The sequence below is a fragment of the Leptolyngbya sp. FACHB-671 genome, assembly GCF_014695745.1.
Classification (GTDB): Bacteria; Cyanobacteriota; Cyanobacteriia; order Elainellales; family Elainellaceae; genus JAAUTN01.
The window spans coordinates 118,469-136,085 of the sequence record NZ_JACJOV010000153.1; the positions used below are offsets into that span (position 1 = coordinate 118,469).

The window sequence follows — 17,617 nt, forward strand, 5'->3', positions numbered from 1 at the left end:
TTTACCTTTAAGCAAGAATGATGAGCGATCGCCTACTCAACTCAGGGTCCATTGCCCTGAACTACGTACTTAACGGTAGTTAAGGTTTCTAAGCTAATTAATCCTCGGCGATGTCCCTTCTGGTTAGACACTCCTAGTGAGATCGGGTTGCCGGGCTTTGGATTGCGCCTAAATCGCGGTGAAGCATTGATGTAAGTCATGGCGCTGTTGATACCCAAAGCAAACTGGCGGCTCTCTTGGTAAGACTCAGTAGCTAGGCAGTCAGCATGACCACTACTGTGCTGATTGATCCAGGCGATCGCCGTCTCCAGACCATCCACCACCTTAAAGGCGATCGTTCTATTCAAATAAGCTCGTCCCCACTCGGCGGGTTCCACCAGAGCTAGTTCTGGGAAATGGGCAGCCAGTTCTGCGTCACCCTTGATTTTGAAACCCTTTTCTTTCAGGCTATGCCAGAGCGTGGTTAGAGATGAGGCTTTATGTCCCCGATGAATTAGCACCTTCTCGATCGCATTCACCGGGTCGGGGTCACTTTGATGGCTGTCTAGAATCATCCAACGGGCCATATCTATGCCGCCTGAAGGCGACCAGTAGAGACAGCAATTGCCGATTGCAGTTTTTAGGACAGGAGCCGTTGCCTGCCGAATCACCTGCTGCACCAGGCTAGACCGACCGTAGGGAATAACCAAATTGATGTACTGATCTTGCGTCACCAATTCCCGAAGGGGATCGCCCTGATCAGCAGGAAGTAGCTTCAAAGCGTCTCGCGGCAAACCCGCATCTTCGATCGCATCTTGTAAAATCTCAGCAATCACCTGATTGGAGTGGCTTGCCTCACTGCCACCCTTGAGAATCAGACTGTTTCCCGTGCGAATACATAGACCCGCGGCGATCGCCGCCAATTCTGGAAAAGCCTCATAGATCAGTGCAATCACTCCCAAAGGCATAAGCTGACAGTAAGTTTGGCACTGATCGACCTGAAAAGGTGTGTTTAGCACCTGCTGGATTGGGTCAGATAGCTCTCCCAACCGCTGCAAAATCTGTACTGCCGTCTGAAGCCGCTCTGGAGTCAGCTTTAACCAATCCAAAATGAGTTCTGGCACAGCCATTTCCCGGCTGGCTTCTAGGTCTAGAGTGTTTGCCTCTAGAATGTCGTCCTGTCGCTCATTAAAAGCCTTTGCCATTCCCTGAAGGGCACGGCTACGGTCTGCTCCCCTCTTCGTCGCTAAGACCAGAGAAGACTGGTAAGCGGAAAGAGCGGTCGTCACTACGTCAGATGAAGAATTCAAGGAATTCACTACCATCAACTAACGCCTGCAAGCTATCCAAAGCATAAATACAAGCAGCACAGAGAGAAAAAGGGCTGCAATGACTCGAAACGTGATGCTTGTACTGAGGGGTGACTGCAAGGTGGTGATCAGCAGAAGGAAAACCAATCCAAAAATGATCGCCAGAGTCAGCGATAAATAGCCTCTGCCCAAACTGGAGTGTGCCATGCTCCACTGGTGTCCAGACCAACGCCAAGCTCGTTTATAGGGGTAATTGGTGGAAAGCTGCTCAATTACATAGCCACCTTCCTGTACTACAAATATTTGCTGACAGCGATTGCAGCCAAACGCCTCAGTTAGGGTGATCGGGGTAAGCCGACCACGGCGGCGGCAGGGGCAAGGATAGTCAGAGTTCAGGTCAATCTTGTGATTCTTCTGAGATTGCACAAGCAGCGGCGGCGCGAGGTGTTTTTAGAATTAGGAATACTAAAGCGATCGATTGCCAGGAGTAGCTAATTACCTATCCTTGACGGCTGGGACAGAAACCTATCGGGCACTTGAAGTTGACCTCATCAGAGATAATAACTGCTGATTGGGTTCAGTCAGTTCGATTCTAACACTCCTGAATTTAGCTCAAAACCCATCTGACTTTGCAGTAGGCACAATCTTTCGATACGAGTAAGTCCTTCTTCACAAACTAAGTTTGGAAGCAGCTTACAGACTCGAAAGTTCTTTGAAGCGGGTAACGCGATTCGAACGCGCGACATTCACCTTGGCAAGGTGACGCTCTACCACTGAGCTATACCCGCAAAATTAGACTTTATGTATAGTCCCAGAATCCAAGCAGTTTGTCAAGCAACTTAGGGAGTAGAAGCTAGGGGGCTAGGGGTTGAGGCAATTAGAAGAGATGAGAAAGGATAAACAAAAATGCTTTTCTTGCCCTAGCCCCCAACTCCTAGCCCATTCCTATTACCCTTGCTCTGCTGTTTCAGGGGCGATCGCACTCTTCAGCGAAGCAGGTAGAGTTTGAGGATTGGCGCTACCCGAAAGCCCATTGCCATAGAGGTCAGGGTTTACAGTTTTTACCTGATGCATGAGACTGGCCATCTCGATCGCATTCATGGCATAATCCCAACCCTTGTTGCTCTTGATTCCAGCGCGCTCTAGCGCTTGCTGCATCGTGTCAGCAGTCAAGATGCCAAAAATCACCGGAACCCCCGTCTGGAAACCAGCCGCCGCAATTCCTTTAGACACTTCTGCCGCAACATAGTCAAAATGAGGAGTCTGCCCACGAATCACAGCTCCCAGGCAGATTACAGCATCATAACGGTGAGTTAAAGCAAGCTGACGTGCCACCAACGGCACCTCAAAGCTACCTGGAACCCAAATGTAATCAACCTGCGTCCCCTGCGGATCAGGGTCAATGCCATGCCGCTTTAGACAATCCTGACAACCTGACAACAATTTGCCAGTGATCAAGTCGTTAAAGCGACCAATGACGATCGCAAATCGCCAAGACTCTGCCTGGGTAAAACTACCCTCAAAAACTGCCATGTTTTCTCGCTAACGGGAATAAATCGACTCTTCTCCAGCTTAAACCACTAGATAGTTGAGTCCACCCACCAAAAATACCAGCACTACCCAAACTATTGAACCTAGCAAGATCAGCCGCTTAGACTGCTCCCAGTTGCGAGGGGATGCATAGGCAACTGGAACCCCAATAATCATTGCAAAAGACATTAGTACTAGGGCTGTTAGTGCAATCTGAAATAAAATTGACATCGTTTTCTCCCAACTTTTTTCCCAATAAAAGCGAGGCTATGTGCATTTCAGGTGAACCCACCCCCAGCGCTGAACTAGCCCTGAGTAGTAAGCTATCAGAAATTGACACCCCGAAACAGTTCTCTGGCAAGATTGGAGTGAAAGGGAGTAGCGAAAGGTCAGAGTCTCTACTTCCTAACGCCCCTAGTGCCCAATTCCTAGCCCCAAGCCCCCTATGGATCTCATTCTCTGCCACACGACTGCAGACTTCGACACATTAGGGGCAGCGATCGGTTTATCTCGATTGCTGGCGGGAGCCAGGGTGGTGCTGACTGGAGGCGCTCACCCCACAGTGCGAGAGTTTTTGGCACTGCACCGAGATGAATATGCCTTAATTGAGCGGCGAGCGGTGCGGGAAGACCAAGTTCGAACGCTGACCGTGGTGGATACGCAATGGCGCGATCGCTTGGGCAAGGCGGCTGAGTGGCTTGACCTACCAGACGTAGACATTACAGTTTATGACCATCACCAAGATGCAGTAGGGGACATTGCTACAAAGAAGCGTTACGTCGAAGCAGTTGGCGCAACCGCAACTCTAATCGCCGAGCAGCTTCAGGCAGCTCAAATCAGCCTGACATCAGCAGAAGCAACGGTGATGGCGCTGGGAATTCATGTCGATACCGGATCGCTGACCTTTGACCATACGACCGTGCGAGATGCGGCAGCGCTGACCTGGCTGATGGGTCAGGGGGCAAATCTGAGAGCGATCGCCGAATATGTTGAGCCAGGTCTATCCCCCCAGCTTCAAGATTTGCTCACCATCGCTCTGGACCGGATTCAGGTTGAAACAATTCGAGGAATTGCGATCGCCTCACTGCTATTGCCTCAGGAAGGATATGTACAGGGTTTGTCTCAACTGGCGTCCCACCTGGTAGACCTGACTGAAACTAACATTTTGCTGCTGGCAGTTTGCTTTCCCATTACGGATGGTGAGAAGCGACTGAATATTATTGCTCGATTACACGGCAGCCCTTCAGCAGCGTCTCAACTTGAGGGGATCAATTTAGGCAAGCTGCTCGAGCCCTTGGGTGGGGGTGGACATTCCAGAGCAGCGGCTGCAACCTTGAGAACTTCTGGGCCTGAAGTGGTTCTCGCACACCTAATAGAGCAGATCAAGGCAGAAATTCCCCATCCGCCCACTGCCAGAGAACTGATGTCATCGCCCGTTCGCACGATTCGTCCGGAAACGACGATCGCTGAAGCTCAGCGGATTTTGCTGCGATACGGGCATTCTGGGCTGTCAGTTGTGGATGAGCAAGACCAGTTAGTTGGAGTTATTTCTCGTCGTGACATTGACCTTGCCCTGCATCACGGCTTTAGTCACGCTCCCGTGAAAGGCTACATGGCGACTAACCTGAAAACGATCGACCCCGACACGCCTCTATCAGAAATTCAGTCCCTCATGGTGACTTATGACGTAGGGCGGCTACCCGTTCTAGATCACCAGCAGCTTGTGGGCATTGTGACACGCACGGATGTGTTGCGGCAGTTGCAGCAGGATGGGGAGCAAGGGGTTGGGGATTGGGAGTTGGGGATTGGGCAAAGGGGGAAGGGCGATCTCTCCGAGTTCCCTGTACGAGGTCGTCGTTTGGTCAGGTCTTGTCCGCTACCGGAGGTGGTAAAAGGTTGGCTGCGCGATCGCCTCACTCCATCCCTCTGGGAAGTGTTAGCAGCAACAGCCAGATTGGCGGAACAGCGGGGGTGGCAGCTTTATCTAGTGGGCGGTGCAGTGCGTGATCTGTTGTTGGCACCTGAGAAGGGGCTGCTGATTCAAGACATTGATCTGGTCGTCGATGGTTTTCATCGGACAGCAGATGAAGCGGCTGGTGTGGAGTTGGCTCGGGATTTGCGGCAGACGTACCCTGAAGCGCGACTGCAAATTCACGGTCGGTTTCAGACAGCGGCGCTGCTGTGGCACGATGATTCCCAGCTTGACTCTCTGTGGATTGATATCGCTACCGCTCGAACGGAATTTTACCCCTATCCGGCAGCAAATCCAGAGGTCGAAGCCAGTTCGATTCGCCAGGATCTCTACCGTCGAGACTTCACGATCAATGCGATGGCGATCCGGTTAACGGCTCCTCGCTCTGGCGAACTGCTCGATTTTTTTGGCGGATTGCTAGATTTGCAGGCACAGCAAATTCGCGTGCTGCACACTAATAGTTTCATCGAAGACCCAACGCGGATTTTTCGGGCAGTGCGGTTTGCGGTGCGGCTGGGTTTCCAGATTGATCCCCAAACGGAAGGCTATATTCGCCATGCGATCGCCAGCGGCATTTACCAGCGCGTTCAGACAGAAGTTGATAAAACGCCTGCTCTACAGACTCGATTAAAACAAGAGCTAAAGTACATTCTGCAAGCACCGTATTGGAAAGCCGCAATTCAAATGCTGTCTGAGTTAGAGGCGCTTCAGTGCATTCACCCCGATTTGCAGTTAAGCGATCGCCTCTGGAAACAGCTTCAACTAGCAGATCGCTGGCTCAATCGGTTTGATCTCGCAGCCTCGCTAGAACACTGGCAGGTGCTTTTGGAAGTTTTGCTGATGGCACTTGATCCAGCCGACCGGGGAAAAGTCGCAGAAAACTTGCAGCTTTCAGCAGACAGTATTCAACGGCTCCGGCAGTTGGATCAGGTTGAAGCAGCGCTAGCGACTTTGCCAAACCTTGAGCGACCCAGTCAGGTGGTACAGCAGTTGCGTCAGTACGATTGGTCAACGCTGTTGCTGGTGGCAATCGCCAGTCCTCACTCGATTCGTAAAATCATCTGGCGCTATCGCACGACTTGGGCACAGATGAAAGCACCCCTAGATGGCAATGATCTTAAAGCTTTGGGTTACAAGCCGGGTCAGCAGTTCAAAGAAATTCTAGAAGCGCTGTTGCTGGCAACACTAGATGGAATGGTCGGCGATCGCGACCAGGCTGTTGCTTTTCTAGCAGAGCATTTTCCCCAGTAGTCCTTACGATCCCCGGCAAGCGCACTACTTTTCCCGAAGGCGGTAGTATAAGTTGAAGAATTTAAACTAGTATCCTCACTTCGTCTTGCTTATGAATTTGGCGGCTGGAGCAGTTCTGCAGAGCGGCAAGTATATTGTCCAATCTGTCTCAAGTCAGGGCGATGACCCGGTTTATCAGTCCGTCCACGCTGGGCTAGACCAGACCGTCATCCTGCAAACGCTGTCTGAGGAAGCTAATGCAGACCCGGAGCAACAGCAACAGTTTCTAACTGCTGCTAGACAGTTCGCTCATTGCACCAATCCTCATCTAGTTCGCCTGCTGGATGTATTTCAAGAAGACACCGTGCCGTTTGCGGTACTGGAATGTGTACTGGGACAAACACTCGCAGACCAGCTACAGTCAAACCAAACACTTTCGGAAGCTGTTGCTGTTCGCTACATTCGCCAAGTTGCCTCTGCTCTACAAGCATTGCATCGGCAGGGTTTGGTTCACCAGCGGGTAAAGCCACAAAATATCGTGCTGAAATCCGAAACGGATGAGGCAGTGCTGACGGGTTTTCGAATCGTAGATCAGGTGCGATCGCCCCTGATAAAATTTCCTGAAACGAACTCCTCCTCGACACCCGCTGATGGAGCAGCAGAGGCTTTTTTACCGCCACCTGATCCCAGCACCGATATTCAGGCGCTGACAACTACGCTCTACTATTTGCTGACGGGTCAACATCCTGCAACTCGAACGGTTGATTTCGTCTCATTCAACCAGACGACGCTCGACCAAAGTTCTTTAATCGCACTGCGGCAACTACATCCTCAACTCAGCCCCGGTGTTGAACAGGCAATTTTGAAAGGGTTACAGCCTGCCCACCTGCGTCCTCAGTCCGTTAGCGAGTGGTTAGACATTCTTGACAATCTGCACCCCGAGCCGCTGATTCTTGAAGCCTTTGAACCTGTTGATAGTCTCTCTTCCTTACCGGAAGTAGCTCAGACCAATGGGCATTCTTTAGAACACGCTCTTGTGGACGCACCTGCTGAAACCAGCCAGGACGATCGCCCCCCATCTTCAGAGCCGATCCTGCCCCAGTTTGACGATCTGGCAGCGGGTTTGACCAGAGTGCCTGCGATCGTTTCACGCCCGATTGCGCCAGAGAAGCCTCAACCCGTACATAAACCCATGCGTTGGTTGCCAGTTGCAATGCTAGTAACAGCGGCGATCGCAGGCATTGGCGGAGCAGGACTTGGATTAGCCCTGCGACTGGACGCACCAGGAGACACAAGCAGTGGCACAACCGGGTTTGGTCGAGATCAAACCTTTCCAGCCATTGAAGACTGGCCAGGTGCAGACACTTACGACTTTGAATCGGATGTTGATATTCCAGTGGAAAGGCGACCCTCTGCTAGCGGCAACCCAACTGATTACGGGATTGAAAACTTCACGCCTGAATATGACCCAGAATACGATCCGGAGTACGACGCGGAATACAATCCGGAGCCCGAACCAGAGCCTTTGCCAGTGGAAGAGCCAACGTTAACGGAGGAGCCAACGTTAACCGAGTCCGAACCACCTCCAAAAGTTGAGGCGCTGCGAGAACCCGTCGAATCGTTCGAGCCGCTAGACATTGCTCCTTTACCGACAGAACCTTCCGCCTCGCCTGACCCCAACCTTTATCCTTCAGTAGATTCCAATCGCGGTCCTAATGTTCGCTCAGTTTCGCCTCCACCCGCTGCGATCGCCCCAACGCCATTACCTGATCCAGAGCCGCCTATAACGGTGCCATGAGGCAGTTGAGGTTAGGGGTTGAAGATTAGGGGAACTTCCAGGAAAACATTAGATTTTGGCGTGCTTAATTTGATACATTAGTACTATATACCTCTAACATTGAGGTTGATGGGCGGTTTGCTGCGGAATCCATTCCCTGACTGCAAACCCTGGTTAGACTGTACAAATTAAGCATTCGATCGAAGAATTTCAGGTCTAGCAAGCGGCTGTTTGCTCTGACAGACAAGCTGAATTTCTGATGAACCGTGGCGATCGCCCCTACTCCACAAATAGAGTAAATTGCTCTATAAACTACATGAAAAGTCCTAGATATAGCGGTTAAAATCCGTTACTCTAAACTCAACCCTGATGGCTTGAGAAACTATGTCCTTTGTTGGCTTACATATTCACAGCGATTACAGCCTGCTAGATGGAGCTAGCCAGTTGCCCAAACTGCTGGACCGGGTGGTGGAGCTGGGAATGCCTGCGATCGCCCTCACTGACCACGGTGTCATGTATGGGGCGATCGAGCTAATCAAAGTTTGCCGCAGCAAAGGAGTCACGCCCATCGTCGGCAACGAGATGTACGTGATTAACGGCGACATCACCAAGCAAGAACGCCGCCCTCGTTATCATCAGGTCGTGTTGGCAAAAAACACGCAGGGCTACAAAAACTTAGTTAAACTCACCACCGTTTCTCACCTGCAAGGCGTTCAGGGAAAGGGCATCTTCTCTCGCCCCTGCATCAACAAAGAACTGTTGGAGCAATATCGCGAAGGACTGATCGTTACGAGTGCTTGTCTGGGTGGTGAAGTACCGCAGGCAATCATGCAGGGCAGACCAGAAATCGCCCGCCGAGTAGCGCAGTGGTACAAGGATCTGTTTGGCGAAGACTACTACCTGGAAATTCAGGATCACGGCTCCCAGGAAGATCGCATCGTTAACGTTGAGATTATTAAAATTGCCCGTGAGCTAGATATCAAAATCATTGCTACAAATGATTCTCACTACATCTCCTGCTTTGACGTAGAGGCACACGATGCGCTGCTCTGCATCCAAACAGGCAAGCTGATTACCGAAGATAAGCGGTTGCGCTATAGCGGCACGGAATACCTCAAGTCAGCCGATGAGATGCGGCAGCTATTTCGCGATCACCTGCCCGATGAGGTGATTGAAGAGGCGATCGCCACCACCTTAGAAGTTGCCGAAAAGATCGAACCTTACGAAGGGCTGTTAGGCGAACCGCGCATTCCCGACTATCCCGTTCCATCAGGACACACAGCCGACACATATCTCGAAGAAGTCACCTGGAAAGGACTGCTCGAACGCCGCAACTGCACCTCTCGTGACGAGATCGATCCTGTCTACCGGGAGCGGCTGGAATATGAGCTGAAAATGATGCAGCAAATGGGATTTTCCACCTACTTTTTGGTGGTGTGGGACTACATCAAATTCGCCCGAGATCACCGCATTCCCGTTGGTCCGGGACGGGGTTCTGCCGCTGGCTCTCTGGTCGCCTATGCGTTGCGAATCACCAACATTGACCCTGTACATCACGGCTTGCTGTTCGAGCGATTCCTCAATCCAGAGCGGAAGTCTATGCCTGATATTGACACCGACTTCTGCATCGATCGCCGGGATGAAGTAATCCGCTACGTCACCGAAAAATACGGCACAGAGCGGGTTGCTCAAATCATCACCTACAACCGCATGACCTCCAAAGCCGTGCTAAAGGACGTAGCGCGGGTGCTGGACATTCCCTACGGTGATGCAGACCGAATGGCAAAAATGATCCCGGTTGTGCGCGGGAAACCCACCAAGTTAGCGGTGATGGTGTCCGAGCAAACACCCGCCCCGGAATTCAAAGAGAAATACGAAAAAGATCCCCAGGTACGTCACTGGCTGGACATGGCGATGCGGATTGAGGGCACCAACAAGAGCGTCGGCATTCACGCAGCCGGAGTCGTCATCTCAGCAGACCCGCTAGATGAAATTGTGCCCCTCCAGCGCAATGCCGATGGAGCGGTGTTCACCCAATATTTCATGGAAGATATTGAATCTCTGGGTCTACTCAAAATGGACTTTCTGGGACTCAAAAACCTGACCATGATCCAGAAGGCGGTGGACTTAATTGAACAGACCCACAAAAAGGCGATCGACCTGGACAATCTACCCATGAGTGACCCCGCAAGCTATCAACTGCTGGCGAAGGGTGCATTAGAAGGGATATTTCAGCTTGAATCGTCTGGAATGCGGCAAATTGTCCGAGATCTGAAGCCTTCTGGCTTAGAAGATATTTCCTCAGTACTGGCACTCTATCGTCCAGGACCACTTGATGCAGGACTAATTCCCCGGTTTATCAATCGCAAACACGGGCGTGAAAAAATTGACTACCCGCACCACATCCTGGAACCCATTCTGAACGAAACCTACGGAATCATGGTCTACCAGGAACAGATCATGAAAATTGCTCAGGATATGGGGGGATATTCACTGGGGCAAGCTGACCTGTTGCGTCGAGCAATGGGGAAAAAGAAAGTCTCGGAGATGCAAAAACACCGCGAGATTTTTGTTGATGGGTCAGCCAAGAACGGAGTCAAACCCAAAATCGCGGAAGAACTGTTTGACCAAATGGTGCTGTTTGCGGAGTATTGCTTTAACAAAAGCCACTCAACCGCCTATGGCTACGTCACCTTCCAAACAGCGTACCTGAAGGCAAACTATCCGGTCGAATACATGGCAGCGCTGCTGACTTGTAACAGCGGCGACCAGGATAAAGTGCAGAAGTACCTTAGCACCTGCATTTCAATGGGCATTGAAGTGGAGCCACCCCACATCAACCGCTCTGGAGTGGACTTTACTCCCTTAGCAAACAGCATTTTGTTTGGACTATCGGCAGTGCGAAATGTCGGACAGGGGGCGATCGAATGCATCTTAGCGGTACGAGAGCAGGGCGGCCCATTTGAGTCGTTAGCGGATTTGTGCGATCGCATCACCTGCCCCGAAGACCCCAATATCGACCCTCGTGCAGTCAACCGCCGCGCCCTAGAAGCCTTGATTCAATGTGGAGCGCTGGACTGCTTCACCCCCAACCGCAACCAGTTGACCCACGACCTCGACTATGTGTTGGACTGGGCCCAATCCCGTGCCAAAGATCGAGCGATCGGTCAAGGCAATTTGTTTGACATGCTGGGCGACACCTCAGCCAGCGGCATCAATTTTGAAGCAGTTCCCAAAGCCTCACCCGTCGAGGACTTCCCGCCCCAGGAAAAGTTAAAGCTAGAAAAAGAGCTATTGGGATTCTACATTTCCGATCATCCACTCAAGTCGGTTCAGCAAGCGGCTAAAGTTCTGGCTCCGATCAACCTGAGCGATCTGGGCGAACTGCCTGATAACGTGATGCTGAGTGCGATCGCCATGATTTCCTCGATTAAGCCCGTGACAACCAAGAAGGGCGATCGCATGGCTATTCTCGTGCTGGAAGACCTGACTGGGCAAGCCGAAGCCGTGGTCTTCCCCAAATCCTTTGAGCGCATTGGCAACTACCTGATCGTTGATGCTCGCCTGATGGTCTGGGGCAAAGTCGATCGCCGTGACGACCGTGCCCAACTGATCATCGAAGACGCAGAACCAGTCGAAGCCGTGCAAATGGTAATGGTCGAGCTAGACTGCCAGCAAGCTAGAGACGGGCAAGAACAGTATCGCCTCAAGTCCATTTTGCTAGACCAGGCACCTGAGGAATCTAAGGCAAAAGTCCCGGTGGTGGCGATCGTCACCGATAACCACCAGCGCCAATTCGTCCGCCTCGGTTCCCGATTCCGCGTCCAAGACCCCAGTGCAACCGTCAATGCCCTAAAACAAGCCAACTTTGAGCGAGTCTGGACATCTGCTCTAACTGCAGAGTTGTCCTAGCTAGAGTGCTAATACTGACTGGATGAACTAGCAAAACATTTGGATGAATATTGTTCCGGCAATTATAGTCTCTCTAAAAATTTGAACTTTTGTATCTAGTGATGCCGCACTGGGTGAAGCTAGTTTTCAAGGTCATTCCTGAACCAGTAAACCTAGAATAATCCAGCTGCAATTGTTAGCTACATACAGCGATCGCTATTCCCACAGATAACGTCTCAAGTTGGAATAAGCGATCGCACTTTCAGAGAGAAACTACTCCTCTTCGTATTCCTCTTCCTCACTGTCCTCCTCTTCGTATTCCTCTTCCTCGTATTCCTCTTCTTCCTCGCTGTCCTCTTCGTATTCCTCTTCTTCCTCAGATTCTTCTTCGCTGTCTTCTTCCTCGCTGTCCTCTTCCTCGTATTCTTCTTCGCTTTCTTCCTCCTCGCCTTCCCCTTCTTCGCTTTCGCTGTCAATGGTGAAGTTATAGTCTTCGTCGATTGCGTAGTTTTGGCAGAGGGAATCTAGCTCTTCAAGGAATTCGTCGGATTCTTCAATGGTTAGGTCAAAGTTGAGGATGCTAACGGTGTAGGCTTCTTCGTCTTCCTCTTCCTCATAGTCAAAGTAATAGTCTTCCTCGCTCTCTACATAGCTCTGACAAAGCTGGTCCAGGTCTTCAATAAATCCCTCTGAGTCACCAGTGCGAATGTAAAAGTCCTGGAGCAGCAATGAATTTTCATCTGCAAAAACCGATTCTTCGTCTTCCCACTCAGTACTAAAGTCTAGGTCGCTGACAGATTTGATAATCCATGAATCGTGAGCATTGTAGTCTTGATGAATGATGTAACGATAGGGAATATAGCAATAGCCGCGATCGCCCCATTCCGGTCCCCAAGAGTTACGGATAATAAACATTTGGTCTTTATCGGAATAGCCAACACAGAGCATGGCGTGCCATCCATGTGTTTCGCGCACATTGTCTGACTGCTTGGGTAGTGGCACGCGTCCCCGATTGGTCGTAGCACCATCAAATGACTCAAAGGTATTGAGGGCAAAAACGATAGGATAGCCCTCTGCCAAAGTATGTCGCCACAAATCCAGGTCGGTTTCAATAAACTCCGACTCAGTGATTGTGAAGTAGGCTGCATGTTCATAAGCTTCCGAGCTAGGTTTTTCGCAGAGTAAGCTCTCGTCGTTGGGCCAAATCTCCTCTGAACAAGCGCCATGCTCAATCAAACTATTAATGGCGCAGTACATCTGGGTTCCAGCATCTTCGATATCGCCACCCATCTGCACCCTAGCGTTGTAGTAAACAAACAAGCGGCTCACATCTCCCGAATCACCCAAATCTCGTTTGGCGAGATATTCGTATGCTCCAACGAAAGCATTGGCAACACAGCTATTGCCAATCTGTTCTTCAACATCGGTCATATGTTTGCGGAGATCGACCCTGGGTGGTAGCTGCTCCTGCTCAAAGCGCCCAGTGTGATGATATTTTGCATCCTGAGGGCGCTGTCCAGCGCGATAACCTCCAATGCGACGGCGACGCTGCTGTGTTATCACGGTTGCTCCTTTGGCGTTGCCCTAAGCTAGATGGGTTTTGCTATTAGGATTCCCGCCCAGGTAACATTTTTTACGAAAGATTGCTGTGGTTCACGCAAAATACACCTAACCAGCTCTTGTTTTTTCTTACTCCACCTATTTCCTTCCCAGTCAAAAGTTAGGTACTAAAAATCAGGGATGCACGCCGCGACGCGGGGTGCATCCCTGATCTTGTAATGGGAATAGGGATAAATCCGGTTAAGTTAAGCTCAACCAAGCGCGATCGCTCTTTCGCCAGTAGTGAGAAAAACGTCTAGGAGAACGGCTGTCTGTGGCTGGATAAACTTCAGGATAGGTAATCAGATTGGTGTATTTCAGCAACTCATCCTGCCAGGACTTGATCAGGTGGTTTGGTGTTTCAGTGGTGACAATTTCATTGGCTTGATGGTCAGTGACGAGTTGCCGCAAAGTCGCTACGGTTTCTCCTTTGTAGATTTCGATGTTGGGAATTTCTAGAAGCGATTCGTAGATGAATTGCACCCGATGTTTGGCGATCGCCCACTGCTTCAAGTAATTCACATCAAACACATACACCTTCGGGGCATCAGCGTAGTCTTGTACCATCTGATGCTGGGGATTCAAGCCGTCTTCGTTAAACCAAATTAAAGCAGGCATAGATTATCGATAGCTCCCAGAAGTGCGGCTCCGTTCCGGCTGATATTCACTACCAAATAGCTGTTCCGAAAGTTCCTCGTAGGAATAGTTGAATGGATCGCCTTTACGTGGGTCACCAGACAGCACAGATCCGGCGTAGCGCTCCAGGTTTTCTCGGTTGAAGATGTAGGGCTTGTGAGAAAAAGTGGAAGCGACCCACTGCCAGGAAAGATGGTTGCTGGCAAAATCACCGTCAATCAGCAGACCATACATCCAGTCTGCACCTACCCGCCAGGAAACACGGCGAAAGTGGACGATGTAGCTTGCCAGATACATCCGAGCATGGTTGTGCAAATATCCCGTTTCCTTCAGCATGGCGATGAAGGTATCCATTGAAGGAATGCCTGTTTCACCGCTGGCAATGTCTTCGGGTAGCGTGGTTTGGTGATGGCGCATGGAGACCTTGGGCTTTTCCATGTCCTTGAGGATACGATCGCCCTCCTCCTCATAAACCAGATGAAAAAATGCCCGCCACGCTAATTCTGAGACGAATTTTTCCACTGAGTTAGATTTGCCGTGCCTCAGTGCCCATTGCCGTACTTCTTCCAGTTCTATGCAGCCCCGACTAATGTAAGGAGAGAGCCGTCCCACCTCTCCGTCTAAAAAGTTCCGCTGCTTGCCGTATTTCTCAAGCTGAAACTGCTCTAATCTTTCTAGACCCGCCGATCGCCCACCCGGGTGAGGAGCTAAAACACCCGTATTCTCAAGGAAAGAGAACTCAGCTTGCAGATAATCTGCGATCGCCTCTCTCCCCTCCAAATCTGTCCTTAACCGCTTCATTGTTAAGTTTTGTGTATTACTCTCATGATTCTAACTCAAGCTTCCCTAAACAGTCCCAGCACAACCAGCCAGAGGCGCGTTCCTCTAAAACCTGCTGGTATGATGGCAAGCTAATTCACAGCGGCAAGGTGGAATTAGCGATCGATGATCCAGGGCTGCTGTATGGTGCTACTGCCTTTACAACGCTGCGAGTTTATCGGCAGTCTCTAGATGATCCGTTAACGAGCTGGAAAGGACACTGCGATCGCCTCCAATCAACCCTCCAAGCTTTTGGCTGGAAGTCTCCCAACTGGCAGCGAGTCCGTTACGGAGCAGAAATCTTGCTCTCATCTTTTCCGGTGCTGCGAATTACTCTGTTCCTAGATGGACGCGAATGGATTACCGGACGCACTTTGCCTGAAAACTTGGCGCTTTTGCAAAAGAACGGAGCGATTGCTTGGCTGTCTCCGCCAGAAACGAACCGCTCTCTTACACGTCACAAAACGGGTAACTATCTTGCTCCTTGGTTAGCGCGGCAGGCAGCACAGCATCATGGAGCACAGGAAGCCATTTTGGTTGATTTCAACGGAAATTGGCTCGAATCTAGCACTGGAAATCTTTGGGGATGGGGGCAAGGCTGCTGGTGGACCCCGCCTCTGGAGTCAGGAATTTTGCCAGGATTGATGCGATCGCAACTCATTTCCTGGCTCAAGTGCCAAAATGAGAATATTAGAGAGGAACCTTGGGGTGAAGAGTTGGTGTCAAGTTTTGAGGCGATCGCCTACAGCAACAGCGTAGTACAGGTTGTCCCAATCCACACCGTTCTCTCTTCTACAGGTAATCTGACCTATGACCCCAAACATCAGGCACTTCAGCAGTTGCAACAGCTATTTTCAGCGAGCAACGCGCAGATTCCTGATATACGTTAATATTAGTTAACAATAATTAAATCTAAAAATCGTTTTCGCATCACAATCACAAATTAGTAGGAGGATACGCCTCAGTGAATAAGCGGTGGAGAAACGCGGGACTGTACGCACTTTTAGTAGTAGTGGTGCTTTTCCTGGCAACAGCATTGTTTGACCGGCAGCCCCAAACTAGAGAAACGTGGCGCTACAGCCCCCAATTCATCAACGAAGTCCAGGCAGGCCGCGTTGAGAAGGTGATTATCAGTTCTGATCGGTCCAAGGCGCAAGTGACTGCTCAAGACGGTAGCAAGATCATGGTGAACTTGCCTAACGATCCAGAGTTGCTCAACATTTTGACCGAGAACGATGTAGACATTTCAGTCTCCCCCCAAACAGACGATCGCGTTTGGGTAAGAGTACTGAGTACGCTGCTGATTCCGTTCTTGCTGCTAGTTGTACTGTTCTTTGTGTTGCGACGTGCCCAAAACGGCCCTGGCAGTCAGGCAATGAACTTTGGTAAATCCAAAGCCAGAGTTCAAATGGAGCCGCAGACCCAGGTTACCTTCGGTGACGTAGCTGGCATTGAGCAGGCAAAGCTAGAACTCAGTGAAGTTGTGGACTTCTTGAAGAATGCTGACCGCTTTACCGCTGTTGGCGCAAAAATTCCTAAAGGTGTACTGCTAGTCGGACCCCCTGGAACAGGTAAAACCCTTCTAGCAAAAGCTGTGGCTGGAGAGGCAGGCGTTCCTTTCTTCTCGATCTCTGGTTCTGAGTTCGTAGAAATGTTCGTGGGTGTTGGTGCTTCCCGCGTACGTGACCTATTTGAACAAGCCAAAGCGAACGCACCCTGTATCGTATTCATTGATGAAATTGATGCAGTCGGTCGTCAGCGTGGTGCTGGTTTGGGTGGCGGCAACGATGAGCGGGAACAGACCCTCAACCAGTTGCTAACTGAGATGGATGGCTTTGAAGGTAACACTGGCATCATCATCATTGCTGCAACAAACCGCCCTGACGTATTGGATTCTGCTCTGCTGCGTCCAGGACGCTTTGACCGCCAAGTTGTGGTCGATCGCCCTGACTATGCCGGACGTTTGGAAATTCTCAACGTTCACGCTCGTGGCAAGACCCTTTCTAAGGACGTGGATTTAGAGAAAATTGCTCGTCGGACTCCTGGCTTTACTGGAGCTGACTTGGCAAACCTGTTAAACGAGGCTGCAATCTTGGCAGCCCGCCGCAACCTGACCGAGATCTCAATGGATGAGGTCAACGACGCAATCGATCGTGTTCTGGCTGGTCCAGAGAAGAAGGATCGCGTGATGAGCGAAAAGCGCAAGTCCTTAGTGGCTTACCACGAAGCCGGACACGCACTAGTCGGCGCACTGATGCCTGACTACGATCCGGTACAGAAAATCAGCATTATTCCTCGTGGTCGTGCTGGTGGTTTGACCTGGTTCACACCTAGCGAAGACCGGATGGACTCTGGCTTGTATTCTCGCTCCTATCTGCAAAACCAGATGGCAGTGGCTCTAGGCGGTCGGATCGCTGAAGAAATCATCTTCGGTGAAGAAGAAGTGACGACAGGTGCTTCTAATGACCTCCAGCAGGTAGCACGAGTAGCCCGTCAAATGGTCATGCGCTTTGGTATGAGCGATCGCCTCGGACCTGTCGCTCTAGGTCGTCAGCAAGGCAACATGTTCCTGGGAAGAGATATCGCCTCTGAGCGTGACTTCTCTGAAGAAACAGCCGCCGCTGTCGATGACGAAGTGCGGAACCTGGTCGATCAAGCTTACCGCCGATCCAAAGCGGTTCTAGTTGACAACCGACATGTGCTAAATAGCTTGGCAGAAATGCTGATCGAGCGGGAAACTGTAGATGCTGAAGAACTTCAGGATCTATTAGCAACCAGCGATGTGAAAGTAGCAGCGATCGCCTAGATAAGCTCTAGCATCTAACGAGATAGCATTACTTCAGTGCTAAATGAAAAGCGGGGTGCGTTTGTAAC

12 protein-coding genes and 1 tRNA gene are annotated in these 17,617 nt (G+C 50.8%); 5 read left to right on the plus strand and 8 right to left on the minus strand.

What is annotated here, in order from left to right; translation table 11 throughout:
* Positions 1 to 41: 41 nt before the first annotated feature.
* The 5 genes from H6F93_RS25905 to psbZ all read right to left on the minus strand — a co-directional run bounded on the left by H6F93_RS25905 (position 42) and on the right by psbZ (position 3,050).
* Positions 42 to 1,304 (minus strand): glutamate-5-semialdehyde dehydrogenase, encoded by a 1,263-nt coding sequence (locus H6F93_RS25905; RefSeq protein ID WP_190645240.1) that lies wholly within the window; start codon positions 1,302 to 1,304, stop codon positions 42 to 44.
* Between the two features lie 3 nt (positions 1,305 to 1,307).
* Positions 1,308 to 1,715 (minus strand): hypothetical protein, encoded by a 408-nt coding sequence (locus tag H6F93_RS25910; RefSeq protein WP_190645239.1) that lies wholly within the window; start codon positions 1,713 to 1,715, stop codon positions 1,308 to 1,310.
* 290 nt (positions 1,716 to 2,005) lie between these two features.
* A tRNA-Gly gene (locus H6F93_RS25915) sits at positions 2,006 to 2,077 on the minus strand.
* A gap of 160 nt (positions 2,078 to 2,237) precedes the next feature.
* Positions 2,238 to 2,822 carry a 6,7-dimethyl-8-ribityllumazine synthase gene (ribH, locus tag H6F93_RS25920; RefSeq protein WP_190687222.1) on the minus strand — a complete coding sequence of 195 codons (585 nt, stop codon included), beginning with the start codon at positions 2,820 to 2,822 and terminating at the stop codon, positions 2,238 to 2,240.
* Positions 2,823 to 2,861: 39 nt separating this feature from the next.
* On the minus strand, positions 2,862 to 3,050 hold the full coding sequence (gene psbZ, locus H6F93_RS25925; protein ID WP_190645237.1) for a photosystem II reaction center protein PsbZ: 189 nt from the start codon (positions 3,048 to 3,050) through the stop codon (positions 2,862 to 2,864).
* A gap of 214 nt (positions 3,051 to 3,264) precedes the next feature.
* On the opposite strand from psbZ, the gene H6F93_RS25930 reads away from it, so the two are divergent.
* The 3 genes from H6F93_RS25930 to H6F93_RS25940 all read left to right on the plus strand — a co-directional run bounded on the left by H6F93_RS25930 (position 3,265) and on the right by H6F93_RS25940 (position 11,710).
* Entirely contained in the window at positions 3,265 to 6,042 is a 2,778-nt protein-coding gene (locus H6F93_RS25930; RefSeq protein WP_190687235.1) for a CBS domain-containing protein, read from the plus strand.
* A gap of 91 nt (positions 6,043 to 6,133) precedes the next feature.
* The gene (locus tag H6F93_RS25935; RefSeq protein ID WP_242043633.1) at positions 6,134 to 7,819 is read left to right on the plus strand and encodes a protein kinase domain-containing protein; all 1,686 of its coding nucleotides are present in this window, start codon (positions 6,134 to 6,136) and stop codon (positions 7,817 to 7,819) included.
* A 363-nt stretch (positions 7,820 to 8,182) separates the two neighbouring features.
* Positions 8,183 to 11,710 (plus strand): DNA polymerase III subunit alpha, encoded by a 3,528-nt coding sequence (locus tag H6F93_RS25940; protein ID WP_190687241.1) that lies wholly within the window; start codon positions 8,183 to 8,185, stop codon positions 11,708 to 11,710.
* A 252-nt stretch (positions 11,711 to 11,962) separates the two neighbouring features.
* Here H6F93_RS25940 and H6F93_RS25945 read toward each other — a convergent pair whose 3' ends face one another.
* The 3 genes from H6F93_RS25945 to H6F93_RS25955 all read right to left on the minus strand — a co-directional run bounded on the left by H6F93_RS25945 (position 11,963) and on the right by H6F93_RS25955 (position 14,725).
* On the minus strand, positions 11,963 to 13,252 hold the full coding sequence (locus tag H6F93_RS25945; protein ID WP_190687243.1) for a C1 family peptidase: 1,290 nt from the start codon (positions 13,250 to 13,252) through the stop codon (positions 11,963 to 11,965).
* 237 nt (positions 13,253 to 13,489) lie between these two features.
* Positions 13,490 to 13,906 carry a hypothetical protein gene (locus tag H6F93_RS25950; protein ID WP_190687245.1) on the minus strand — a complete coding sequence of 139 codons (417 nt, stop codon included), beginning with the start codon at positions 13,904 to 13,906 and terminating at the stop codon, positions 13,490 to 13,492.
* A gap of 3 nt (positions 13,907 to 13,909) precedes the next feature.
* Positions 13,910 to 14,725: an FAD-binding domain-containing protein gene (locus H6F93_RS25955; RefSeq protein ID WP_190687247.1), complete on the minus strand. Its 816-nt coding sequence runs from the start codon at positions 14,723 to 14,725 to the stop codon at positions 13,910 to 13,912.
* A gap of 11 nt (positions 14,726 to 14,736) precedes the next feature.
* On the opposite strand from H6F93_RS25955, the gene H6F93_RS25960 reads away from it, so the two are divergent.
* A complete protein-coding gene (locus tag H6F93_RS25960; RefSeq protein ID WP_190687249.1) occupies positions 14,737 to 15,633 on the plus strand; it encodes an aminotransferase class IV in 897 nt (298 codons plus the stop codon).
* 74 nt (positions 15,634 to 15,707) lie between these two features.
* Complete coding sequence (gene ftsH3 / locus H6F93_RS25965; protein WP_190687265.1) at positions 15,708 to 17,549, plus strand: ATP-dependent zinc metalloprotease FtsH3; 1,842 nt, start codon at positions 15,708 to 15,710, stop codon at positions 17,547 to 17,549.
* Positions 17,550 to 17,617 lie beyond the last annotated feature (68 nt).

Excerpts from the sequence above, each read along its gene's own strand:
- H6F93_RS25905 (WP_190645240.1), bottom strand. The coding sequence starts at position 1,304 with ATGGTAGTGAATTCCTTGAATTCTTCATCTGACGTAGTGACGACCGCT.
- ribH (WP_190687222.1), bottom strand. The coding sequence starts at position 2,822 with ATGGCAGTTTTTGAGGGTAGTTTTACCCAGGCAGAGTCTTGGCGATTT.
- psbZ (WP_190645237.1), bottom strand. The coding sequence starts at position 3,050 with ATGTCAATTTTATTTCAGATTGCACTAACAGCCCTAGTACTAATGTCT.
- H6F93_RS25930 (WP_190687235.1), top strand. The coding sequence starts at position 3,265 with ATGGATCTCATTCTCTGCCACACGACTGCAGACTTCGACACATTAGGG.
- H6F93_RS25935 (WP_242043633.1), top strand. The coding sequence starts at position 6,134 with ATGAATTTGGCGGCTGGAGCAGTTCTGCAGAGCGGCAAGTATATTGTC.
- H6F93_RS25940 (WP_190687241.1), top strand. The coding sequence starts at position 8,183 with ATGTCCTTTGTTGGCTTACATATTCACAGCGATTACAGCCTGCTAGAT.
- H6F93_RS25950 (WP_190687245.1), bottom strand. The coding sequence starts at position 13,906 with ATGCCTGCTTTAATTTGGTTTAACGAAGACGGCTTGAATCCCCAGCAT.
- H6F93_RS25955 (WP_190687247.1), bottom strand. The coding sequence starts at position 14,725 with ATGAAGCGGTTAAGGACAGATTTGGAGGGGAGAGAGGCGATCGCAGAT.